At 32.2% G+C, this 24,277-nt stretch carries 16 protein-coding genes; all 16 read left to right on the top strand.

The genetic code is table 11. The features are described 5' to 3' along the window. Positions 1-183 precede the first annotated feature (183 nt). Entirely contained in the window at positions 184-2,103 is a 1,920-nt protein-coding gene (locus ACSHW5_RS08100; protein WP_435675616.1) for a glycoside hydrolase family 97 catalytic domain-containing protein, read from the top strand. Continuing rightward, positions 2,103-4,613 (top strand): glycoside hydrolase family 95 protein, encoded by a 2,511-nt coding sequence (locus ACSHW5_RS08095; protein ID WP_435675615.1) that lies wholly within the window; start codon positions 2,103-2,105, stop codon positions 4,611-4,613. The genes ACSHW5_RS08100 and ACSHW5_RS08095 overlap by 1 nt, the downstream gene beginning before the upstream one ends. A 255-nt stretch (positions 4,614-4,868) precedes the next feature. Beyond that, a complete protein-coding gene (locus ACSHW5_RS08090; RefSeq protein WP_435675614.1) occupies positions 4,869-5,708 on the top strand; it encodes a 3-keto-disaccharide hydrolase in 840 nt (279 codons plus the stop codon). Next, positions 5,705-5,917, top strand: a complete 213-nt coding sequence (locus ACSHW5_RS08085; protein WP_435675613.1) for a glycoside hydrolase family 97 C-terminal domain-containing protein — start codon at positions 5,705-5,707, stop codon at positions 5,915-5,917. Before ACSHW5_RS08090 ends, ACSHW5_RS08085 begins: the two co-directional genes overlap by 4 nt. Then, a complete protein-coding gene (locus tag ACSHW5_RS08080) occupies positions 5,914-7,323 on the top strand; it encodes a sulfatase family protein (protein ID WP_435675612.1) in 1,410 nt (469 codons plus the stop codon). The genes ACSHW5_RS08085 and ACSHW5_RS08080 overlap by 4 nt, the downstream gene beginning before the upstream one ends. An 18-nt stretch (positions 7,324-7,341) precedes the next feature. Then, positions 7,342-7,785: a hypothetical protein gene (locus ACSHW5_RS08075; protein WP_435675611.1), complete on the top strand. Its 444-nt coding sequence runs from the start codon at positions 7,342-7,344 to the stop codon at positions 7,783-7,785. 45 nt (positions 7,786-7,830) lie between these two features. Next, positions 7,831-9,357, top strand: coding sequence for a sulfatase family protein (locus ACSHW5_RS08070; protein WP_435675610.1), 1,527 nt, complete (start codon positions 7,831-7,833; stop codon positions 9,355-9,357). Positions 9,358-9,643: 286 nt separating this feature from the next. Next, positions 9,644-10,540 (top strand): alpha/beta hydrolase, encoded by an 897-nt coding sequence (locus ACSHW5_RS08065; protein ID WP_435675609.1) that lies wholly within the window; start codon positions 9,644-9,646, stop codon positions 10,538-10,540. 154 nt (positions 10,541-10,694) lie between these two features. Then, positions 10,695-11,900, top strand: a complete 1,206-nt coding sequence (locus ACSHW5_RS08060) for a DUF6786 family protein (RefSeq protein ID WP_435675608.1) — start codon at positions 10,695-10,697, stop codon at positions 11,898-11,900. Continuing rightward, positions 11,875-13,410, top strand: coding sequence for a sulfatase (locus tag ACSHW5_RS08055; protein WP_435675607.1), 1,536 nt, complete (start codon positions 11,875-11,877; stop codon positions 13,408-13,410). The genes ACSHW5_RS08060 and ACSHW5_RS08055 overlap by 26 nt, the downstream gene beginning before the upstream one ends. Positions 13,411-13,440: 30 nt before the next feature. After that, positions 13,441-14,997 carry a sulfatase family protein gene (locus ACSHW5_RS08050; RefSeq protein WP_435675606.1) on the top strand — a complete coding sequence of 519 codons (1,557 nt, stop codon included), beginning with the start codon at positions 13,441-13,443 and terminating at the stop codon, positions 14,995-14,997. A 187-nt stretch (positions 14,998-15,184) separates the two neighbouring features. Beyond that, entirely contained in the window at positions 15,185-16,642 is a 1,458-nt protein-coding gene (locus tag ACSHW5_RS08045) for an energy transducer TonB (RefSeq protein WP_435675605.1), read from the top strand. Between the two features lie 66 nt (positions 16,643-16,708). Next, entirely contained in the window at positions 16,709-18,874 is a 2,166-nt protein-coding gene (locus ACSHW5_RS08040) for a right-handed parallel beta-helix repeat-containing protein (protein ID WP_435675604.1), read from the top strand. Positions 18,875-18,919: 45 nt separating this feature from the next. Then, the gene (locus ACSHW5_RS08035) at positions 18,920-21,103 is read left to right on the top strand and encodes a right-handed parallel beta-helix repeat-containing protein (RefSeq protein WP_435675603.1); all 2,184 of its coding nucleotides are present in this window, start codon (positions 18,920-18,922) and stop codon (positions 21,101-21,103) included. Positions 21,104-21,160: 57 nt separating this feature from the next. Further along, the gene (locus tag ACSHW5_RS08030; RefSeq protein ID WP_435675602.1) at positions 21,161-22,486 is read left to right on the top strand and encodes a Gfo/Idh/MocA family protein; all 1,326 of its coding nucleotides are present in this window, start codon (positions 21,161-21,163) and stop codon (positions 22,484-22,486) included. A gap of 118 nt (positions 22,487-22,604) precedes the next feature. Continuing rightward, positions 22,605-24,173: a ThuA domain-containing protein gene (locus ACSHW5_RS08025; protein ID WP_435675601.1), complete on the top strand. Its 1,569-nt coding sequence runs from the start codon at positions 22,605-22,607 to the stop codon at positions 24,171-24,173. Positions 24,174-24,277: the final 104 nt, after the last annotated feature.

The raw sequence follows: 24,277 nt of genomic DNA, 5'->3' as shown, positions 1-24,277 counted from the left end.
TGTCTGCCGACAGGCAGGTAAGAATTTTAGCATTAAAAAAGTTCTCGATACAATTTTTCGTTCCTCAAAATCACTCGAACTGACATTTTGTGATGAAATAAATTTATAATGCACAACAGGTAGTTAGTAGTATAATGATATCAATTCTTTGATTATAAAAATAATTTATTCAATCGTATTATGATGAAAATCAAATATTTAATTCTTGTATTTCTTTTTACGCTGTCGTTGTCTATACAAGGAACAGAGAACAATTATCAGGTTGTTTCACCTGATGGAAATGTAACACTAAAAGTTTTTTTAAAAAACAATAAAATCCATTATCAAATGGATTGGTTGGGTAAAAAAATGATAGAAACATCAACCTTAGAATATTTTGAAGTAGGTGCAGATGTAATTGTAAATAATCACAAAGTATCTGATGTAGATACGCATTGGGAGGCTGTTTGGGGACAACAAAAAAAAATGAGAGATCATTACCAAGAATTAGAACTTTCTATTTCTTCAAACAATACTTCATCTAGATTTTTAGCAAGAGTTTATAATGAAGGAGTTGCTTTCCGATTTATTCTTGATAAAGGAAATAAACCGAAGGAAGTTTCTTGGAATTGTTCATATAGCACTCAACACCAAAGTAAATTTTATTTACCAAATGGGGAGAAGGAACCACTTGGTCCAATATCCTTAGAAGAATTAGATGTAGCACAGAACAAAACGGCAAAAAGAGGTAAAAAAGTAGCATTACATATTCCTTTAGTTGTAGCAACGCCAGAGAATTTGTTTATGGCAATTTTTGAATCTGATTTGTATGAAGCAAAAGGGTTTCAAACAATGAAGATAGCAGCAGATTTAAAAACAAATGCGATTGTGTCAAAAAACAAAGCCACTACAACAGAAGCAGAACTTACTTCGCCTTGGCGAGTTATTTTAGTGGGAAAAACAATGGGAGATTTGATTGTAAATAATGTTGCTATTAATTTGGCGACTCCTAACAAAATAGAAAATTCAGATTGGGTAAAACCGGGAAAATCACTTTGGGATTGGAGAGTTCATGGCTACAAAGCAAAAGACGGATTTACCTATGGAATTAATAACGAAAGTTATTACAGATTTATAGATTTTGCTGCAGAAAATAATATAGAATATTTTTTAATTGACGATGCATGGTATACTGATGTAAATCCGGGAAATATTGAGATGTCTGAAAAATTGGATTTGGCAAAAGTGATAACCTATGCTAAAAAGAAAGGCGTAGCAATATTTTTATATTATGATAGAAGAAAAGGAGATTATGGTGATGAAAAACTATTTGAACATTATAAATCATTAGGTGTAAAAGGAATTAAATATGGTTTTATGGGCAATAAAGCTGATTTTACACGAGACGCCATTAAACTAAGTGCAGAGAGTAATTTGTTAATAGATTTTCACGATGGTCCAGTTCCTTTAGCGGGAGTAACTAGAACGTATCCGAATGCTATTACAAGAGAATTCTGCCATGCACAACAAGATTCTAAGAAAGCATTTACTCCTAAAACCTTTGTAAGAATGGCATTAATCAATGCAATACAAGGTCCTTTGGATATGAATAATGGAATTTTTGATATTTCTGGCGTGAATGCAAAAGAAAGAGAAAAAGGTCCAAGAAAACCGAATTCTTTATTTACCACAGTTACAGCAGAAGCAGCAAGAACACTAATTGTTTTTAGTGGATTGGTTGTATTACCAGATGCACCAGAGGCTTATGCAGCTAAACAAGATTTGTTTGAATTTATCAAGAAAATGCCTGTTGGAAAATGGGATGAAAGTAAAGTCTTACACTCCAAAATAGATGGTTATATTTCTACTGCAAGAAGACATGGAGAAGAATGGTTTATTGGTTCTGTTCATGTTAATGGAGGAGTTTTAGAAATCCCTTTAGATTTTCTAGAGGAAAATAAGAAATATGCAATTACCTATTATGAAGATACAGCGCAAACAAATAGTAAAACAAACGCAGAAGCATACCAAGTAAGAACATCAACTGTAAACAAAGGTGATATTGTAAAAGCAAAAATGGTTGCTGGAGGAGGACATTGTATGTGGATAAAACCTATGGATTAATGAAAAATAAATACAGAATATCGAACCAAAAATTACAGCTAATAACAATATTCTTTTTGTTTATTACTGCAATTGTTTGTGGTCAAAAACAATCATATAAATTATTTTATAATACTCCAGCAAGTGATGATTTGCCGGATAATCCAAAAAAAAGAGGCATAAAATCAAGCTTTATGCAAGAGGCGTTACCTGTAGGAAATGGACGTTTAGGAGCAATGTTTACTGGTGGTATTCGTCAAGAACATTTAATGATAAATGATATTACGCTTTGGATGAATACGAAGCGTGGTTTAGATTCTATTGCTCAATCAGGTACAAGAATAGGTGCTCATAAAAATTTCGAAAAAGTAAGAGAGGCATACAGACAAGGTAAATATGGTACTTCTGAAAATAGTATGGAATCACTCTCTACAAAATATTTAAGTAGCACCCAACCTTTGGGCAATTATGCGCCCTTTACAGATTTGTATATTTCTACAGAACAACATAGCAGCGCTTTAGTTAGCGGTTATTCCAGAACTTTAGATGCTCAAACAGGAATGGGGAATGTAAGCTATACTATTGGTGAAGGACATTTTACTAGAGAATTTTTCTGTAGTCATCCAAATGATTTGATAGCTATAAGATATAGGGCTGAAAATGCCAAAATGAACCTCAAAATAAAGACATCCACTTTACATAAAATCAATAAGGTAACATCTACGGGAAATTTGATAGTGTTAAATGGCGAAGCTTCAATGGTGCAAGACAATACTAAATTTCAACAACTAATTTATATAGATGCAGGAAAAGGAAAGTTAGTAGCTCAAGAAGACGGTTCTATAAAAGTGATAGACGCAACAGATGTTAAAATATACCTTACAGCTTATTCAGATTATTTGCCTATTTACCCATCTTTTAAAGGAAGAGATTATAAGTCTGATACTAAAAAGGCTATGGAAACCGCTGTGGAAATGGGTTATGAAAATTTAAAAGAAAATCACAAAAAAGATGTTTCAGAATTGATGAATCGTTGCCAACTAGAGTTAGATTATAAACCCTCTGGTTTAACAACAGATGCATTGGTAAAAAATGGGGCGAGTATAGAATTAGAAAATTTGTATTTTAATTATTCTCGCTACTTGCAATTAAGTTGTTCTAGAACAGCACCTGTACCTTCAAATTTACAAGGATTATGGAACGGATATTTAAAACCTGTATGGAATTCAGATTATCATAATGACATCAATGTTGCTATGAATTACTGGATGGTAGAAACAGCGAATCTGCCAGACTCTTTTACTCCTTATGTTAAATGGTTAAAAATACAATCGGAATCAGGTAAGATTATAGCAAAAGAAACTTTCGGAATTGAAAAAGGTTGGAGTGTTGGGCTTAATGGAAATGTATTCGGTTTTACAGCTCCTAACGTTCATGGTAGGCGTATGCAACAATCAGGAGCTTGGTTGTCTCAAAATTTATTTGAACACTATGCCTTTAATCAAGATAAAAAATATCTAGAAGAAGTGTATCCTATTTTAAAAGGAGCTGCAGAATTTTATATGGAATTTCTTGCTCCTTGGAAAGATGGAACACTTGTGGTCTATCCAACGTGGTCACCAGAAAACACATATTTGTCAAAAGAATTTGGAAAATTAAACAAACAAACCTATGGTGCTTCTTATGACCAGCAGTTAGTCTTAAACTTATTTACAGATTGTATCGAAGCATCTATTGTTTTAGATAAAGATGCAACATTTAGAAAATCTTTACAAGAGATGATTCCTAATCTCTGTCCTCAAAAAATTGGGCAATATGGGCAGCTGCAGGAATGGCCAGAAGATTGGGATAGTCCTACAGATCAACATCGTCATATTTCTCATTTAATAGCTTTGCATCCCGGTCGTGATTTTTCGCCTCTTACCACCAAAGAAATTGCTAATGCGGCTTTGGTTACTATGAAACACAGAGGTGATGTTTCCACAGGATGGAGTACGGCGTGGAAAACAAATTTTTGGGCAAGGTTGCATAATGGAGATAAAGCACATCAGTTTTATCAATTTTTAACTTCAAAACGTGCTTATGCAAATCTTTTTGATTTTCATCCTCCTTTTCAAATTGATGGAAATTTTGGAGGAATAGCCGGAGTTTGCGAAATGTTGTTGCAAAGTCATTTAAGAAGTATCAATAATGATGCTGATAAAATTGAAAAGGCAGCTTTTATAGCTTATAAAAAAGATATAGAAAACAGCAATCACTTTGTGCCTGTTGTGCCGCAAGAATCTTTAACAAATGCTCCTTATATATTACACTTATTACCAGCTTTACCATCTGCTTGGCCTAACGGAAGTGTAAAAGGATTACGTGCACGTGGTGGTTTTGAAGTTGATATTGATTGGAAAAAAGGAAAGTTAGCACAAGCTACAATACATGCAATACATGGTGGAGACTTTAGAATATTTTTAGATGATAAATTAAGTAAAGTTATTACCCTAAAAAAAGGAGAGACTAAAGTTTGGAAAATTGATTAAAAACGATATGTGAAATTGGTTTTAGGAGTATTTGAAACTGGTAATGAAATCCTTTAGAAATTTTAAGTGGATGAAAGACTGGTAAGTAGTGCATAGTTGTAAATGATGAATTTGAAAAATAAGTCTAAAAAATTGGTGTTCAGAAATTGGAATACAGCTAAAATAAGTCATCAATAAATTAATAAAAGATCGCCGAATTGAATAACTATATAGAAAAAGAAAGTATTAACTAACTATAATATAAACTCAATAAGTATGAAAAAAAAATATACAATTTTAATAGTTTTTAGCGTAATGCTTTTATCTGGAGGTTGTGCTATCAACAAAGAAAAAAGCAATGGATTTAAAACGCTCTTTAATGGGAAAAATTTTGAAGGTTGGTATATTAAACTAAAGGATAATGATGAAGCTTTGGGTAAGCGTGTATTTCAAATTGAGGATGGAATGGTTCATGTTTTTGGCAAAGGATGGCCAGAAGAGATAGATTTAGATAAAGGAACAGACGGAACTATTGGAATGCTGTACACAAAAAAAAGTTATGAGAAATATCATCTAAAATTTCAGTACAAGTGGGGATCAAAAAAAGCTAATTATTTTGCAAAGTGGCAATATGACGCAGGGGTGTATTATCATGTTACAGATGATAAGATTTTTCCTACTGGCGTAGAATTCCAAATTCAATATATGCCAGAAGAAGATCGTAATGGTACAGGAGATCTTATTCGTCCTCCAGGACAAACTTACGATTGGTACTTCAATGAAAAAACAAGTGATTTCTTAAGTCCTAGCGATGGCGGAATTCTTTATAATAAACAAAAGTCTTACAAAGGAAAAAGATGGCTTCATAATGCTAAAATCACAAGAAATTTTAATGCATTAAATGATAAATGGAATACCTGCGAAATTATAGTGATGGGTGAAGAGTATACTATTCATAAACTAAATGGCGAGATTGTTAATATGGCTTTTAATATAAAACCTAGTTCTGGTATCATTGGTTTTCAATCAGAAACAGCTGAGATTTTTTATAGAAATATTGAAATTAAGGAATTTGAGAATAACGTAGCTATCGAAGAATTTTTAAAAACCAAATGATCCTATCAAAATTAATAGGGTATCAAAAAGAAAATAACATATTCTTAGAAGGTTATAAAGCAACAATTTTTCTTGATGGACAGTATACAACTTGGGAGAAAAATCGTGAAGTATATATCAAAGAAAAAAGAATAGTAAACGCAGGTGAAACACTAAAACTACATATAGCTTCTGGTGGAGGTGTCTGCATAAAATTAGAATTAAAATGATGAGACTTTTAAAAATATCGATTACACTTTCAATATGTCTTTTTACAATATTTGGGTGTAAAAGTCAAGAAACAGAACAAAACAGACCCAATATCATTTTTATTTTTGCTGATGATTGGGGATGGGGAGATTTAAGTGCTCATGGGCATCCATATATTAAAACACCAAATATTGATCGTCTTGTGCATGAAGGTACCGATTTTCAAAGATTTACAGTTGCTAGTGGTGTGTGTTCACCAAGTAGAACAGCAGTTATGACAGGTCAATTTCCTGCAAGAAATAACATTGATGGTCATTTTGCTTGGGTTCAAAATAACGAAGAACGGAACATGCCAGATTGGTTAGATCCAGCAACAACATTATTACCAAGGTTATTACAAGAAAGTGGTTATACAACGGCTCATTTTGGTAAGTGGCATCTTTCAAATAATATGATTCCAGATTCACCTTCACCTGGGGAATATGGTTACGATGAATATGGTGCATTTAATTGTTCTGGTGAACAAATGCCCGTTCATGAAGATGTTAATAATACCATTGCATTTATTGAAAAATCTAACAAAGAGCATAAACCTTTTTTTATTAATTTATGGATGCATGAACCTCATACACCACATCATGTAATTCCTAAATACCAATGGCGTTTTCCTGATTTAGCAGAAGCTGATAATATTTATGCGTCTGTTTTATCTCATGCAGATGATAGAATTGGTGAATTGTTAGATGCAATTGACCGATTAAAATTAACCGATAACACATTGGTTATTTTTAGTTCTGATAATGGTCCTGCGAGAGCTGCTTTTGAAGTAAAAGAATTAAAATTAATGTTCGATTCTGCAACCGGAGCTGGGTTTAATACGAGTGCATCAAAAGGTGTTACAGGCGGGAGAAAAGGTTATAAAGCATCTTTGTTTGAAGGAGGAATTGGAGTACCGTTTATTGCGCGTTGGCCAGGAAAAATAAAAGCGGGAGAAATCGATAATACATCCTTAATCTCTGCAGTAGATTTGCTTCCAACATTTTGTGCAATAGCAAATGTTACTTTGACTGAAGCTTATAAACCAGATGGAATTAATCAAGAAGCTACTCTTTTAGGAAAAGAATATGCTTTACGAACAAAACCACTTTTTTGGAAGTTTGATTCTAGTTGGCCAGCAAAGAAAAATGCTCCAGATCATTGGGTGTCTTATGCAGTTGTAGATCAGAACTGGAAATTAGTAGCCAATAATGATTTGAGTTATTTTGAGCTTTATGATATTGTTGCAGATACCTATGAGAAAAATGACATTAAAGAGCAATATGAAGAGGTTTCTAAAAAACTAATAAGTAGTATAAAACAATGGCAGCAAGAGTTGCCTAAAGAACCTAGTAAAAAACTGTTTTCAAAAGAAAGAAAAAAAAAATAATTATTTAAGTTTAGTTTTATGAATTATATGAATGCAGCAGGAAATGCTTGTCAGTTAGAATCTTATGCAGGAAAAGATCATGGTTTTTTTAACGGACCTTTTATTATAAAGAAAAAAGCAGATAAAATAGTTTATAACGATTTAATGGAAAAAAGTTATGCCTTTGTAAAAGCTAGATTTAATAATTCTGAATTAAAACTATCTAATATTTTTAGTAATCATATAATATTACAACGTGGTATAAAGGTTCCTGTTTGGGGAACTGCAACACCAGGTCAAAAAGTTTTAGATGAGGTTGTTGGTATATGGTCAACACAAACGCCAACAAGTTCGGTTTCACTTGCTTTTCCTTATTATTTAGAGGAAGACAAATATCAAACAACTAATTTGTATAATCAATATCCAGAAGTAGTAAAAGAAATGGAAGCTATTTTAAATAGATATAAAACAGAAATTAATTAATTTTTAGAATTGAAAAAGAATAAACTAAACTAATAAGACATTACTATGAATAACAATAAACTTTTTACGTTAAAACTAAGTGCTTTTTTAATTTTAGTATGCTGTGTTGGTACTTTAAAAATGCAAGCACAAGATACTCCAAACATTATCTTTATTTATGCCGATGATATGGGGATAGGTGATATTTCGAGCAATAAAGGAAAAGCCCCAACACCTAATCTGGATCGTTTGGTAAAAGAAGGCATGCAGTTTACGGATGCACATACGTCTTCTTCTGTTTGTACTCCTTCACGTTATTCACTTTTAACAGGTCGTTACAATTGGAGGACGAGACTTGCCAATCACGTTTTTAGTAGTCCAACTGAAGCGCCTTTAATTAAAAAAGATGAGGTAACAGTAGCGAGTTTTTTGAAGGAGTCAGGTTATCATACTGCTTGTATTGGTAAATGGCACCTCGGTATTGGTTGGGAGACAATTCCTGATTATAAAAAGAAAGAAGGACAAGTAGGGAAAGGGTGGAATATTGACTATAGCAAACCAGTTGTGACTCCTACCAGCAATGGATTCGATTACTTTTTTGGAATTACAGCCTCATTAGACATGCCACCTTATGTGTATATTGAAAATGACCGTGCCGCCAAAATCCCAACAGTTACTAAAGCTTTCAAGAGAAAAGGTGCTGCAACAGAGGACTTTGAAGCTGTAAATTGTTTGCGTGATTTTGCAGCAAAATCTGTTGATTATATAGATGAAAGAGCCCAAAATAACAAGCCTTTCTTTTTGTATTTACCACTTACCTCACCGCATACGCCTATTATACCAAGCGAAAAATGGAAAGGTAAATCTACAATTGGCAATTATGGCGATTTTCTAATGGAGACGGATTGGGTAGTAGGTGAAGTGCTCAAAGCACTTGATAAACATGGTTTAAATGAAAATACCCTTGTGATTTTTTCAACGGATAATGGATGTTCTCCAGCAGCCAAAATTCCTGCTCTGATTGAAAAAGGACATTATCCTAATGGTAATTTAAGAGGCCATAAGGCAGATATATACGAAGGAGGTCATAGAGTGCCATTGATTGTTCGATGGCCAGCGATTATTGAAGCTGGTACTCAAACAGACCGACTTACCTGTATGACCGATTTCATTAGCACCTGTTCAGACATTTTAGGTAAACCATTAGATGAAGCTTCTGGGGTGGATGGGATTTCATTTTTACCAACGCTAAAAAACTCATCAATCAATGATAGAGAAGCCATTGTTCATCATTCTATAAATGGGTCTTTCGCCATTAGAAAAGGAGAATGGAAACTCGCACTATGCCCCGGTTCAGGAGGATGGAGCTATCCGAGAGCAGGAAAAACACCTTCCGGCTTGCCATCTATTCAGTTATTTAACTTATCTGAAGACCTTGATGAACAACATAATCTACAGGCTCAATATCCTGAAAAAGTAAAAGAACTCACTATTTTATTGCAGTCTTATGTAGACTTAGGAAGAAGTACACCTGGTATTTCACAACAAAATGATAGAGATATAGATATCTACGCTGAAGATATAGCGAAATAAAATAAGGGTGGTAATACATATAAATGCTGTAATTAAAACCAATTAGTATAAAAACAACAAATCAAGAAAAAAATTATTAACTAAACAGCAATAGTAGACACTGAAAAAAATATATAATTATGAAAGGAAAATCATCACTTACAATTCTGCGAATTGTAATCTCTACCTTATTAATTGTATCGTGTAAAAACAAATCTGAAAAGGAAAAAGAAAGTCTTTCAGAAAATATATTAAATGAAAAAACGAATCAAAATAAAATATTAGAACTTTTAAATTATATAAAAATATGAAGACATTTTTAGTTACATTATTTCTACTGATTTCGAACATAGTAGCTCATGCAGAATCCGTTGATTTTAAAGAAACCATTAAACCAGATTCATCTGTTGTTTACAAAACCAATGATAACAAGAAGTTGTCTCTTCATGTTTTTAACCCTGAAGGGCATAAAGTTACGGACCACGTTCCAGTAATTGTGTTTTTCTTTGGTGGTGGTTGGACTAGTGGAACTCCTAAACAATTTTATGAGCAATCACGCTATTTTGCCCAAAAAGGAATTGTTGCCATTTCCGCAGAATATAGAATTAAGAACAAACACGGTACAACACCTTTTGATGCTGTAAGTGATGCTAAATCGGCAATTAGATGGGTTCGTAAACATGCCAAAAAATTAGGAATCAATCCTAGTAAAATAGTTGCAGCAGGTGGTTCTGCAGGTGGCCATGTTGCTGCATGTACAGGTGTTATTGAAGGGTATGAAGAAGAAAATGAAGATTTGTCGTTCAGTTCTAAACCTAATGCTATGATACTGTACAATCCTGTATTAGATACAACTGAAAAAGGGTATGGAATGGAGAAAGTAGGTGAAGAACGTAAAACAGATATTTCCCCAAATCATCACGTAAAAAAAGGAATTGTGCCTACTTTAGTTTTTCATGGAAAAGCTGATAAAACAGTTCCTTTTGAAAATGCAGAACGTTTTAATGTATTAATGAATGCAGCAGGAAATACCTGTCAGTTAGAATCTTATGCAGGAAAAGATCATGGGTTTTTTAACGGACCTTTTTTTCGAAAGAAAAAAGCAGATAAAATAGTGTATAATGAATTAATGGAAAAAAGTTATGCCTTTGTAAAATTACAATTGATGGAGGTTAAAAATGTAAATAGTAACGATAAGAAATAAGGATAGTTTTTTTGAAACTAAATAAGAACAAGCAATATAATACAAAGAATATAGCTCAATGAAAGAGAAAAAATCACTTCTATTAATAAGAAATACAATTATTGTATGTGCTCTGTTATTAGCAATATCTTGTAATTCCAAAAAGAAATCTAACATGAAAAAAGACGATAACAAAATCGGTTCAAGTAATACTAATGCTGCAAATGAGAGCGCATCAAATTATGCAAATGATGTTGCTTTTATGAAGGAATATATAAAAATCATTGAACTTACAGACGAATCTAACAATTCAAGTGTAGCTATTTCTGCAGCGTTGCAAGGTAGAGTAATGACCAGTAGTGCTTTTGGTGACAAGGGAAGAAGTTACGGTTGGATTAATAAAGAATTATTCAAATCTAAAGATACTTTAGAGCATATTAATGTTTTTGGTGGCGAAGAACGTTTTTGGCTAGGGCCAGAAGGCGGACAATTTTCTATCTTTTTTAAAAAAGGGGCAAAATTTATTTTAGATGATTGGTACACTCCAAAACTTATTGATTTAGAACCGTTTGATGTAAAGGAGCAATCTTCTAGCAAAGTAGTGTTGACAAAAAAAGCAGCTTTAAAAAATTATTCAGGATTTCAGTTTGATATGGCTATTGAACGTGAGGTTTCAATTTTATCTAAAGAAGATATCAAAAAAGAGTTGGGTTTAATTTCGCTAGATGAAAGTCTAAAATCAGTAGCGTATAAAACCACCAATATGCTTACCAATGTTGGAAAATCTGATTGGGTTAAAGAAACAGGATTGCTTTCTATTTGGATGTTGGGTATGTACAATCATTCACCAAATACCACAATTATGATACCTTATATTTCCGGTGATGAAACTGAATTGGGAGCAATTGTAAATGATGCTTATTTTGGTAAAGTACCTTCAGATCGTTTGGTTGTTAAAGATGGTGTTATTTATTTTAGTGGAGATGGTCAATATCGAAGTAAAATAGGATTATCACCAAAACGTGCGAAAGATATTGCAGGTTCTTACGATTCAAAAAATGGTGTTTTAACCATTGTAAAATACAATCAACCCAAAAATGTTACAGATTATGTAAACTCTATGTGGGAAATTCAAGACAAACCTTTTGAAGGAGATGTAGTGAATGCTTACAATGATGGAGCTCCAGAACCTGGCGCAAAACCATTAGGACCATTTTATGAGTTGGAAACATCATCGCCAGCTATGGCTTTAAAATCTGGAGAAAGTGGCATACATATACAATTAACATGTCATATTGAAGGAGATGAAGAAACTTTAAACCCAATTATCAAACAACTTTTTGGAACTACCGTAAATGACATTACATCTATTTTTAATTAATATGTTAAAACTTTCTAAAACAGCATGCATTGTTACACTTTGTTTTTTTTCAATATTAACGTGTAAAAGTCAAGAAAAAGAGCAAAATAAACCTAATATCATCTTTATTTTGGCAGATGATTTAGGGTGGCAAGATGTTGGTTTTATGGGAAGTAAATGGTTTGAAACACCTAACTTAGATGCTTTGGCAAAGGAAAGTTTGGTGTTTAGTGATGCTTATATGTATCCTACTTGTTCACCTTCTAGAGCAGCGTTGTTAACGGGCAAACAGTCTTTTAGAACAGGTGTTTATAATGTGCCTGTTTTAGAAAAAGGAAATAATCAGGACAATATTTTTTCTCGTTGGACAGTGGGTTTGGAACATACTATGTATGCTGAACCGCTAAAAAAAGCAGGGTATCATTCAATTCATATTGGTAAATGGCATGTGGTTGGGCCCAATCCTGAAGAAGAAAAAAGTTTTCCTTTAAATAAACATTTAAAGCAGCCAGCCAACGGAACTTTAAATTGGTTAGCAAATCATCAATCAGCTGAAATTCAACAATATTATCCCGTAGGAAAAGGGTTTGATAAAAATGTTGGAGGAACTTGGTGGGGCGATCCTGCCAGAGGTTATAAAAAAGGTTATAAATCTGAAAGCGGAGGTTATAAAGCACCTTTTAAAAATCCTTTTATAAAAGATAAAAAAGATGATGAATGGCTTACGGATAGATTAACCAATGAGGCCATTGATTTTATCAAAGAAAATAAAGCAGCACCTTTTTTTGTTAATCTTCATTATTATGCGCCACACCGTCCTATTGTACCAAGAAATGATGAAGCGTTTCAAAAATTTATGGAGAAACAAGCAGATACTATAACTGGGCAAGGAATAAAAAACAAAGAAGAAGCAGCAGGTTATGCAAGTATGATTGCATCTATTGATGAGAATGTAAAACGAATTTTTGATTATTTAGATAAAGAAGGATTGCGTGAAAATACCATTGTAATTTTTACATCAGACAACGGATTTAATGGTTTAACAAGTAAATCGAATGCATTAAGGGGCGCAAAAGGTATGGTGTATGAAGGAGGAATTAGAGTTCCTGCTTTTGTAAACTGGAAAGGACAGATTAATGCTGGAATTTCTAAAACACCTATTACTGGTATGGATTATTTTCCAACTTTTTTAGACTTGGCACAAATTAAAAATTACAGTGGCGTTTTAGACGGAACAAGTTTAGTGCCTTTACTAAAAAACAAAGCTTTTAAAGAGCGTCCACTTTTTTGGCATCTTGCTAGTAGATATAGAAATCCACCTTGTTCTGTCATCAGAAAAGGAAAATGGAAACTCATTCAGTTTTTAAATGATGGAAAAGTAGAATTGTATAATTTAGAAGATGACCTAAAGGAAAGTCAAAATTTAATTGATAAAAATCCTGAAAAAGGTTCAGAGTTATTGAAGGAGCTTGTTACGTGGCGAAAAAATAATAAAGTACCACTTCCACCTGCGTCTGTATTAACATTTTAAAAATAAATCAACTTAAAATTAATAAATAAAATGAAATTAAAAATTAGCTTAATAGCATTCGTATTAATTGTTACTGCTTGCAAAAGCAACGCACAACATACTACAGCAACAAAACAACAACCAAACATTATCTATATTTTGGCGGATGATTTAGGGTATGGAGATGTACAAAATTATAATCCTGAGGGAAAAATTGCAACCCCAAATTTAGATAATATGGCTGCAAACGGTATAAAATTTACCGATGCTCATACATCTTCAGCGGTTTGTACACCAACGCGTTACGGAATTTTAACAGGAAGATATAACTGGAGGTCAGAGTTAAAGAGTAGCGTAATAAATGGCTATTCAAAATCATTGATAAAACAAGAGCGAATAACGATTGCAGAAATGCTTCAAACGCAAGGATATAATACAGCTTTTATTGGTAAATGGCATTTAGGTTGGGATTGGAAAATTGTTACAGAAGATCCAAACCCCAAAAGTCCAAGAACAGCACCTGTTGTAGATTTTACTGCACCAATTAAAAACGGACCATCTACACATGGTTTTGAGTATTCTTTTGGTTTTTGTGCTTCCTTAGATATGGCACCTTATGTGTATGTAGAAAATGATATGCCAACCATGGTACCAACAAAATATACCGCTAATAAAAAGAAAAAAATGTGGAGAAAAGGATTGACTGCAGATGATTTTGACCACAATACTGTCTTACAAGATTTAACAGATAAAGCGGTAACGTATATTGGCAATCAAGCGAAAGAAAAAAAACCTTTCTTTTTATATTTTCCGCTTCCAGCACCTCACACGCCTATTTTACCTTCAGAAGAATTTTTAGGAAAAAGCAAAACAAATGAGTATGGAGATTTTGTTATGCAGGTAGATGATGTTGTTAGACAAATTAGAGACGTATTAAAAAAACAAGGAATTTCAGAAAATACATTATTAGTATTTACAAGTGATAATGGTTGTTCTCCAAAAGCAGATTTTAAAGAACTTGCAGCAGTGAACCATAATCCAAGTGGTGTTTATAGAGGTGCGAAAGCAGATATTTTTGAAGGAGGACATAAAGTGCCTTTTATTGTAGAATGGCCAGCCAAAGCATTGAAAAATGCCAGTACAGATAAAACAATTTGTACTACTGATTTCTTTGCAACCTGTACAGAAATTACAGGGTATAAAATAAAAGATTCAGAAGGAGAAGATAGCAATAGTATGTTGCCTTTAATTACAGGTACAAAAGATATTGATATTAGAGAGTATTTAGTGAGTCACTCAATTACTGGAGATTTTGCGATTAGAAAAGGAGATTGGAAGTTAATTACTTGCCCAGGTTCTGGTGGATGGAGTTATCCAAGTCCTAAGGATATAAGAAAGCAAAAATTAGAGTTGCCAAAAATGCAATTGTACAATCTAAAAGAAGATATAGCAGAAACAAAAAACTTGATTGCAGAGCATCCAGAAAAAGCAGCTGAATTAAAAGCAGCACTTAAAAAAATCATTTTAGATGGAAGAAGTACAGTTGGTACTACTCAAACAAATGAAGGAATGGAGAATTGGCGTCAAATAAAATCGATTATTGAGTAAATGTTTTTTAATAGAATTCTATTGTTTACAGGTTATTAAAGCCAATTTGGGCGAATTGGGTAATGAAATGCAAGAAATGAGCAACCCATTTGTGAAATGTGTGTGCATATTTGTAATTACTAATAGTTTTGGTAGATATAACAATAAATTTGGTAGAGATTTAATAAAATAGATAATTACATAAAAAATGAAAAAAAACATACTCATAATTTTTACACTATTTTATTGTTTAGTTGGTTATTCTCAACCACCAAAAATTGTAAAATTTAACGATAAGTTTAAGGAATATGATTATTATGCAAAACCAAGTACTACAAGCGATTTAACTGCTTTTTTTAAAACTCGTGTGGATACAGAGTTATTAAGTGAGTTAAAACCTTTGGGTAAAAATGATTATCAAAGACGGTTTTTCTTAGGTTTTAAATTTTTGGAAGGCAAAATTGTTGATGTTAGTACAAACGTAAATAATTCTAAATTAAGAAAAATGTTTGTGGATGCTTTTAAAGCCTATGATATTGAAAAGCTAAATATTAAAAATATAAGTCCGTTAAATCGTTACGAAATTCAACTTTCGTCTTGGGTAGATGGTAAATCTATTCTTAACTGCAGCCAGTATGTAATTATTAAAAAATTCCCTCTTTATGAAGGCTGCGAATTAGTTGCAAGCTATTCTGAAATGAAAAAATGTATTAACAAAAAACTTGAAAATCATATTATTAATAACATATCAAATACTGTATTAGAAAAGTCAAATATAAAAGGCGGGCTAAAGTTAAATCCTAAATTTTTAATAAATAGCGATGGTTCCCTAAGTAAAATTAAGATTAAAACTGCATCACGTGAATTATCAGAAGAACTGCATCGCATTATAGCATTGTTTCCTAAGCCAATAACACCAGCAATGTGTAATGGAAACCCTACTGGTTATTTCTACAAAGGATATTTTAATTTATTTGTAAATGAATCAGATGAAATATTACCTAAACTAAGTACAGAAAATGAATTAGCATTGCATTTTAAAAATCATTTAAGTGAAAAAGAGTTACAAAACATACCTTTTTCAAAAAAACAAGATGAAATTAAACTAATATTTAGTATTGATAAAAAAGGGAAAGCTGTTGAAATTAAAACCTTAAATTATAATGCTAATAAAAGTAGTTATAATAAATTGGTTTCCATATTTAAAAAATTTCCAATTGAAAAATTAAATATTAATTCTAAAGATATTTTGGAGTGGTATATTTATACTATTATAACTAAATCTAATAATAAAACTATTGTTGAATGTAGCAATACGGCTAAGGTTGAAAAAACATCAGTTTTTAAAGGTTGTAAAAAATCAAAAAACCCAACAGATTTAAGAAAATGTAATAGAGAAAAAGTTGTTGCTCATGTGTCAGAAAAATTTGATATGAACTTACTAAATAACACTAAACTTAAAGGAAAAGTAAGACTGTTTTGCTCCTTTAGTATTGATACAGATGGTAGTGTTGTAGATGTAAAAGTAAAAACCCCAAGTGCTTATCTGTCAAATGAAGTAAAAAAAGTTTTAAAAAATGTACCAAAAGCAATAGCTCCAGCATACCAAAACGGTAAAGCAGTAAAGATTTCATATAAAATACCAATTACATTTATTGTTAAATAAAAAGAGTAAAAGGTTTAATAAACAGAAAAATAATCTATGTTTATTTAATTATAATAATTTAAAAAAATGAAAAAAAACATACTCATAATTTTCACACTAATCATAGGATGTTTTAGTGCCATAGCTCAAATAAATTCTGAAATACCTTCAGCAGATTTTTTTGTGTCAACGCAAGGTTCAGATAATTGGTCTGGTACTTTAGCAGCTCCAAATACATCTAAAACTGATGGCCCTTTTGCAACATTAGAACAAGCAAAAAACGCTGTTCGAAAACTGAAAAAAAACAAAACAAAAGATATTACTGTTCTAATTAGAGAAGGTGTTTATCAACTAAGAAAAACGGTTGTTTTCGATTTAAAAGATTCTGGAAGTGATAATCAGAATATTGTTTATCAAGCTTATCCAAATGAAACACCTGTGTTTAGTTCTGGAAAAGAAATTACAGGCTGGGAAAAAGTAACCACAGCACTTCCAGGACTTCCTAAAGAAGCAGTTGGCAATATTTGGGAAGCAAAAGTTTCTGATAAATTCTTAACAATGTATGATGATGAAGGGATGTTGCCACGTGCACAATCAAAACGTTATGTACCGTTAAAAGGAAGTAAAAAGAACAAACTTCTTTTTCCGAAAGGAACGTTGAAAAACTGGTCTAATGTAGAAGATGTAGAAATTTTAGTGCGTCCTACAAGAGATTGGATTGTAAATATGTTACCCCTTAAATCTGTTGATGAAAAAAAGGGCGTTGCACTTACATCAGTGGATGCAACCTATGCAATTACTAAAAAAGGTTTTTGGGTAGAAAATGTGTTAGAAGAATTAAATCAGCAAGGAGAATGGGTATTGAATACAAAAGAGAAAAAAGTATATCTCTGGCCTAGAAATAACAAGTTTTCTATTGTTGCACCTACATTATTAGAACTTATTAAAGTAGAAGGTAAAATAGATTTTAAAGGAGCTACAGATATTCCTGTGAAAAATCTTCATTTTCGTGGACTCACTTTTAAACACGGAGAGCGTTATACATTAACCAAAGATGATGCCGGTTTGCAACACGATTGGGATATGCTAGACAAGGATAATGCAATGGTTCGTTTTAGAGGTGCAGAAAATTGTTCTATAGAAAATTCTCATTTTTTACATAGTGGAAGTGGCGCTATCAGAGTTGATTTATATGGGATGAATAACAACATTTCTAACAACCATATAGAACAAATGGGTGGAGGTGGAATTCTACTTTGTGGTTATGGTCCAGGTACTAAAGATGTAAATAAAAAAAATACAGTTTACAATAACAATATCCATCATATAGGTGAAATTTATTGGCAATCTCCAGGAATTTTTCTTTGGAATAGTGGAGATAATAGAGTTGCTAATAATTTAATTCATAATACAAATTACTGTGGATTGATCGTTTCTGGTTGTGTTATTCGATTTTTTAAACCTTCTAACAGAAGAGAACAACATAGAGCAATTAGATGGCATGAAATTGGTAAATTACCAAAACTAAATGATTTAACTCCAGATGATGTTCGTCCGTATTGGCACAGTAAAAATAACATCATAGAAAACAATGAAATTCATCATGTAATGAAAAAGTTAGGTGATGGAAATGGTATTTACATTCGTGCTGCTGGTGCTGGAAATATCATTCGTAGAAATTATATACATGACTTAGTAGCACCAACAGGAAAACAGAGTGCAATTAGAACTGATGGAGGACAAATGGATGTTTTAATTTCAGAAAATTTGATTTACAAATGTAATTCACAAGGGATGACCTTAAAACTCAATAATCGTTTTGAAAATAACATTATTGCTGATATTGGTCCACCTAGAGGTGGTCTTTATCTAAAATTGGTAGAAGGTCCATCTACAGGGGCAACGCTTAAACGAAATATTTTTTACTCAACTACAGATGTTTGTATTTTTCTTTCAGAACCAAAAGCTGGAAAAGGATTGGTTGGTGAAGATAGTAGAGGTAGAGTACCAGCAAGAATAAGAGATGTTGACTCTGATTATAATATTTTTTACAGTAAGGCAGACAATACAATTGCAGAAAAGAGATTGGCTAAATCACAAAGTGATGGAGTAGACAAAAATAGCAAAGCAACAGACCCAATGTTTGTAGATCCTGAAAATGGGGATTTTAGATTTAAACCAGATTCTCCTGCTTTAAAAATGGGAATTTTACCTATTGATATTTCAAAAATTGGTTTGCAAATTAATAAATAACTAGATTATATTCTTTCAAAATATAAATTGATAAAGACGAAAATTATGCATAAGATTAAAAACAAATGGATTATTATATTCACCTTAATAGTTGGACTTGGGTGTAGTTCTGCACAAATAAATACCACTACTAAAGCAGATTTTTTTGTGTCTACTTTAGGTTCAGATGATTGGTCAGGAACATTGGCAGAACCAAATGCTTCTAAAACTGACGGTCCTTTTGCTACTTTAGAACACGCTAAAGATGCTGTTCGAGATTTTAAAAAAGGAAAAACAAAAGACATTTTAGTTTACATAAAAGGTGGTGTTTATCAATTAAATAAAACCGTAGTTTTTGATTTAAAAGATTCAGCAGAAGGAGAGTCTACAATTACGTATGCAGCGTATCCAGGAGAAAAACCTGTATTTAGTTCTGGGCAAGAAATTAAAGGTTGGGAAAAAGTAACTACAAAACTTCCTGGACTTCCAAAAGAAGCAGAAGGAAATGTATATGTAGCCAATGTTTCTGATAAATTCTTAACACTTTATGATGATGAAGGAATGTTGCCAAGAGCACAATCAAAAGGAATTATCACTGGTGAAAAACAGAATGGTAGAAACCGCGTTAAATTTCCTGACGGATTTATAAAAAATTGGGACAATGTAAAGGATGTTGAAATTAAAGTAAGACCTCATCATGCTTGGATAACAAATATGCTGCCTGTAGTTTCAGTTAATGAAAAAAAGAACACAGCTTATACTTCTATAGATGCAACGTATGCTATGAATGTACTTCATTTTTTGAAAGATACAGAGAACTGTTGGATAGAAAATATAGTTGAAGCATTAGATGAAGAAGGTGAGTGGGCGTTAAATACAAAAGAGGGTAAAGTATATCTTTGGAAGAGAAATGATTCTCCAGTATTTGCACCAACATTAATGGAGCTAATTCGTGTAGAAGGCAAGATTAGAGAATCTAAACAAGAAGATATACCAGTGCGTAACTTACATTTTAATGGGTTAACTTTTAAACACGGAGAAAGATATACCTTAACTGCAGATGATAAAGGTTTGCAACACGATTGGGATATGATAGATAAGGATAACGCCTTAGTCCGTTTTAGAGGAACAGAAAATTGTAGTATCGAAAATTCTCATTTTTTGCATAGTGGAAGTGGTGCAATTAGAGTAGACTTACATGGAATAAACAATAAAATTGCTAACAACCATATAGAACATATGGGAGGTGGAGGAATCCTTCTTGCAGGTTATGGGCCTGGTACAAAAGATGTAAATAAAAAGAATACTGTTTATAATAACAACATTCATCATGTTGGAGAAATTTATTGGCATTCACCAGGAATCTTTGTTTGGCAAAGTGGAGAAAACAATATTTCAAATAACTTAATTCATCATTTAGATTATACGGCTATTATTTTATCGGGTTGTATGACCGATTTTTTTGCAAAAAAAGGAAATGGACGTGAGCTTTTAAGAACGTTACGTAGAGATGAAATGCCAGAATTTAACAAAGGCTTAAGTTTAGAAGAGGTATTGCCTTTTTTACATACACATGATAATATTGTAGAAAATAATGAAATTCATCATGGAATGCAAAGGCTAGGAGATGGTAATGCAATTTATATTAGAGGTTCAGGTAAAGGAAATATCATTCGTAGAAATTACATTCATGAAATGGTAGCAGATATGATTATGCAAGCTGCCATTAGAACAGATGGCGGACAAACAGGAACTTTAATTACAGAGAATATTATTTTTAATGCTACTTCTCAAGGTATTCTTACGAAGCTAGATAATAAAGTAGAAAATAATATTGTTGTAAATATTATTGCTCCACCAAGAGGGTATTATTTATCTGTAAGAGAAGGTCCTTTAACAGGTGCAACTATTAAAAATAATATTTTTTATGCCTTTACGAATGAGTCAAGATTTATTGATGAGTTACCAGCAGGAAATGGAAGAACCTCAGAAGATAGAAGAGGTAGAGCATTAGCGAGAGCAATGGATGCAGATACAGATAATAACATTTATTTCTGTAAAACAAATCCTGAAAAAGGGAAAGAATTGATTGCAAAGAATCAAAAAAACGGAGTAGACAAAAACAGTAAAGCAGTGGACCCATTATTTGTTGATGCAGAAAATGGAGATTTTAGATTTAAACCAGATTCGCCAGCACTTAAAATGGGTATCACTCCAATTGATTTTTCTAAAATAGGTTTGCGTAAATAAGACTTCTCAATAGAGAAGTTTTTCCTAAAACTAAACCAATGTAAACCAATTAGTACTATGAAAAAGGATAGCATCAAATCGATTAAAAATGAAGAGGAAAATCAAAAAACTCTTTCTCGAAGAAAGTTTATAACCAAAACTTCATTAGCATTTGCAGCTATTTCTATAATACCAAGACATGTTCTTGGACAAGGTTTTATTGCTCCAAGTGATAAAATTAATATAGGTGTTATTGGTTTAGGAAAGCAAGGGAATATATTATCAAACAAGTTTCTTTCAAATACAAATATTCAAGTTGTTGCAGGAAGTGATGTTTGGGATAGTAAAAGAACATTTTTCAAAAAGAATTTAGAAAGTTTATATGCTAAGCATAGAAAAAATGGGAGGTTTAGAGGTGTTGATACTTATTTAGAATACCAAGAAATATTAAATAGAAATGATGTTGATGCAGTTATTGTTGCTACACCAGATCATTGGCATGCTATACAATCTATAGATGCCATGAAAGCGGGTAAACATGTTTATTGCGAAAAACCTTTAACAAATACCATAACGGAAGGAAGAGCCATTGCTGATACCGTTAAAAAGACAAAAAAGATATTTCAAACAGGCAGTATGCAGCGTTCTTGGTCAAAGTTTATTACTGCACAAGAGATTGTAAGTTCAGGAAAATTAGGAAACATTCAAAAAGTATTGGTAAATGTTGGAGACCCAGCAAGAAGTTATGATTTACCAACAGAACCATTACCAAATGGAATTGATTGGAACAAATGGTGTGGCCCTGCTCCTTTGATAGGATATAATGACAAAATTGCACCAAAATTGGTGAAAAGATATCCAGATTGGAGAGATTATAAAGAAATTGGAGGAGGAATTTTAGCCGATTGGGGTGGTCATATGTTTGATATTGCACAATGGTGTTTGGGAATGGATCACACAGGACCAGTAAAATTTATACCACCTACAGATCCAAAGGCAGTAAGGGGTTTAAGAATGTTTTATGAAAACGGAATAGAAATGGTTCACGAAGATTTTGGTAGAGGTTGGGGAGTTCGTTTTATTGGAACAGAAGGCACTATGGATATTAGTCGTAGTTATTTAGAAACCAATCCAGAATCAATTTTACGCTCTACTTTAAAAGTAGATAAAAAACTTATGATGAGTGCGCAAGGCAATCATTATCAAAATTGGATAGATAGCATAAAAACGAACACGCAGCCTATTTGTGATGCAGAAATAGGACATAGAACGGCAACAGTTTGTAACGCTGCTAATATTGCGTATGAATTAGGAGAAACACTAAATTGGAATCCTAAGAAAGAAAAATTTAAAGGAAATAGAGAGGCAAACAAAATGCGTACAAGACAGAATAGAGATTATTAATATATACAGTACGTTTTGCAAGAGTTTTCGAATAGAATAAACTAAAAATAATCCAATACAGTACAAGATATAGTCAAATATTTAAAAGATAATTCTTTTATAAATAATACTTTCCTCAATGAGTTTAAAAAAAATAATAGTCGCTTTTTTTTCTTTTTTCTTAGTTTTTAGTGCTTTTTCTCAACAAAATGAAACTTCTATTTTAGTTTTTTCAAAAACCGGTGGTTATAAGCATAAATCTATTCCTTCGGGAATTTCATTCTTTAAAAATTTACAAAAAGAAACCCATTGGAAAATTGATTTTTCTAAAGATTCTAATGATTTTACATCAGAAAATTTAAAGAATTATAATGTTGTTGTTTTCTTAAGTACAACTGGGAATATTTTTGACGAAAAGCAGAAAAAAGCATTCCAAAAATATATTAATAATGGCAATGGTTTTGTAGGAATTCATTCTGTAACAGACACAGAAAAAGAGTGGGATTGGTTTATAAATATGATTGGAGCAACTTTTAGAACCCATCCTAAAGTACAAAATGCCACTTTACATTTTAATAAATCTAGTGAACACCCTGCAATCAATCATTTAAAAGATGAAGAAATTTTTAAAGATGAATGGCATAGTTTTATAAAACCTGTTGCAAAACATGTAAATGTCTTAGCAACTATAGATGATACTTCTTACAAAACCAAAGATGTAACTACAAAAAGTCATCCAATAACTTGGTATCATCATTTTGATGGTGGACGTATTTTTTACACAGGATTAGGGCATACCAATGAATCTTATGAAGATGTTCGTTTTAAAAAAATGATTAAAGGAGCCATTCTTTGGGCGGCAGATAAAGAAAATGTAAAAAAACCATCAACTAAAAAATGGACCAATCTTTTTGAAGGAGATCCTTCTAAAAATTGGGATGTTTTTATTGGAGCGCCACACGCAACTGTAAAAGGTTTAGAAAATGTAGACCCAAAAAGTACGGGTATCAACTCAAAACCTTTAGGCTTGAATAATGATCCTAAAAATGTGTTTACTTTTAAAACGATTGATGATGAGCAAGTATTACATATTTCAGGAGAAATTTATGGAGCGTTAACTTCAAAACAAGAATATGAAAACTATCATTTAAAGCTACAATTTAAATGGGGAGAACAAATTTGGGAACCTCGTTTATTAAAAGAAAGAGATAGTGGCATTTTATACCATTGTTTTGGTGCCTATGAAAAATTTTGGCATGTTTGGATGTCCTCACAAGAGTTTCAGGTTCAAGAAGGAGATTTAGGAGATTATTATAGTTTAAAAGGAACTTTAATAGACATTCCATCAGAAAAAAGAGAAGGAGAAAAAGAATTTAGGTATGTGAAAAATGGAAACTTAAATCCCTTTTCTAGTGTAGATAGATCTTCTCCAGGGCATGCTAATAAAGGTTTTAATAATGAAAATCTACATGGAGAATGGAATACCTTAGAATTGATTTGTTTTGAAGGAACCAGTTATCATATTGTAAACGGAAAAGTGGTGATGGCTTTGTACAACTCAAAGTATAAAAATTCTGAAGGAAAAATTGTTCCGTTAACAAAAGGAAGAATTCAAATTCAATCTGAAGCGGCAGAAGTTTTTTATAAAAATATTCAGATTAAATCAATTAATAAGGTACCAAGGGAATTTAAAAAACAGGTGAACTAATTATTTTTTTTTGCTGAATTTTAATGAATCAATCTCAAAAGTTGTGTGTGAAGCGTAAAAATAATTAGATCTTTGTGATAAAAAAAGACATTGGATCATTACTT

Origin of the sequence: Polaribacter sp., assembly GCF_051251875.1 — a bacterium.
GTDB lineage: Bacteria > Bacteroidota > Bacteroidia > Flavobacteriales > Flavobacteriaceae > Polaribacter.
Note: the sequence above shows the minus strand (reverse complement) of the source record. Positions and strands in the feature narration are given on the sequence as shown.

What these genes read in the sequence shown, in the direction of transcription:
- ACSHW5_RS08100 (WP_435675616.1), top strand. Translation starts at nt 184, where the DNA reads ATGAAAATCAAATATTTAATTCTTGTATTTCTTTTTACGCTGTCGTTG.
- ACSHW5_RS08095 (WP_435675615.1), top strand. Translation starts at nt 2,103, where the DNA reads ATGAAAAATAAATACAGAATATCGAACCAAAAATTACAGCTAATAACA.
- ACSHW5_RS08090 (WP_435675614.1), top strand. Translation starts at nt 4,869, where the DNA reads ATGAAAAAAAAATATACAATTTTAATAGTTTTTAGCGTAATGCTTTTA.
- ACSHW5_RS08085 (WP_435675613.1), top strand. Translation starts at nt 5,705, where the DNA reads ATGATCCTATCAAAATTAATAGGGTATCAAAAAGAAAATAACATATTC.
- ACSHW5_RS08080 (WP_435675612.1), top strand. Translation starts at nt 5,914, where the DNA reads ATGATGAGACTTTTAAAAATATCGATTACACTTTCAATATGTCTTTTT.
- ACSHW5_RS08075 (WP_435675611.1), top strand. Translation starts at nt 7,342, where the DNA reads ATGAATTATATGAATGCAGCAGGAAATGCTTGTCAGTTAGAATCTTAT.
- ACSHW5_RS08070 (WP_435675610.1), top strand. Translation starts at nt 7,831, where the DNA reads ATGAATAACAATAAACTTTTTACGTTAAAACTAAGTGCTTTTTTAATT.
- ACSHW5_RS08065 (WP_435675609.1), top strand. Translation starts at nt 9,644, where the DNA reads ATGAAGACATTTTTAGTTACATTATTTCTACTGATTTCGAACATAGTA.
- ACSHW5_RS08060 (WP_435675608.1), top strand. Translation starts at nt 10,695, where the DNA reads ATGAAAAAAGACGATAACAAAATCGGTTCAAGTAATACTAATGCTGCA.
- ACSHW5_RS08055 (WP_435675607.1), top strand. Translation starts at nt 11,875, where the DNA reads ATGACATTACATCTATTTTTAATTAATATGTTAAAACTTTCTAAAACA.
- ACSHW5_RS08050 (WP_435675606.1), top strand. Translation starts at nt 13,441, where the DNA reads ATGAAATTAAAAATTAGCTTAATAGCATTCGTATTAATTGTTACTGCT.
- ACSHW5_RS08045 (WP_435675605.1), top strand. Translation starts at nt 15,185, where the DNA reads ATGAAAAAAAACATACTCATAATTTTTACACTATTTTATTGTTTAGTT.
- ACSHW5_RS08040 (WP_435675604.1), top strand. Translation starts at nt 16,709, where the DNA reads ATGAAAAAAAACATACTCATAATTTTCACACTAATCATAGGATGTTTT.
- ACSHW5_RS08035 (WP_435675603.1), top strand. Translation starts at nt 18,920, where the DNA reads ATGCATAAGATTAAAAACAAATGGATTATTATATTCACCTTAATAGTT.
- ACSHW5_RS08030 (WP_435675602.1), top strand. Translation starts at nt 21,161, where the DNA reads ATGAAAAAGGATAGCATCAAATCGATTAAAAATGAAGAGGAAAATCAA.
- ACSHW5_RS08025 (WP_435675601.1), top strand. Translation starts at nt 22,605, where the DNA reads ATGAGTTTAAAAAAAATAATAGTCGCTTTTTTTTCTTTTTTCTTAGTT.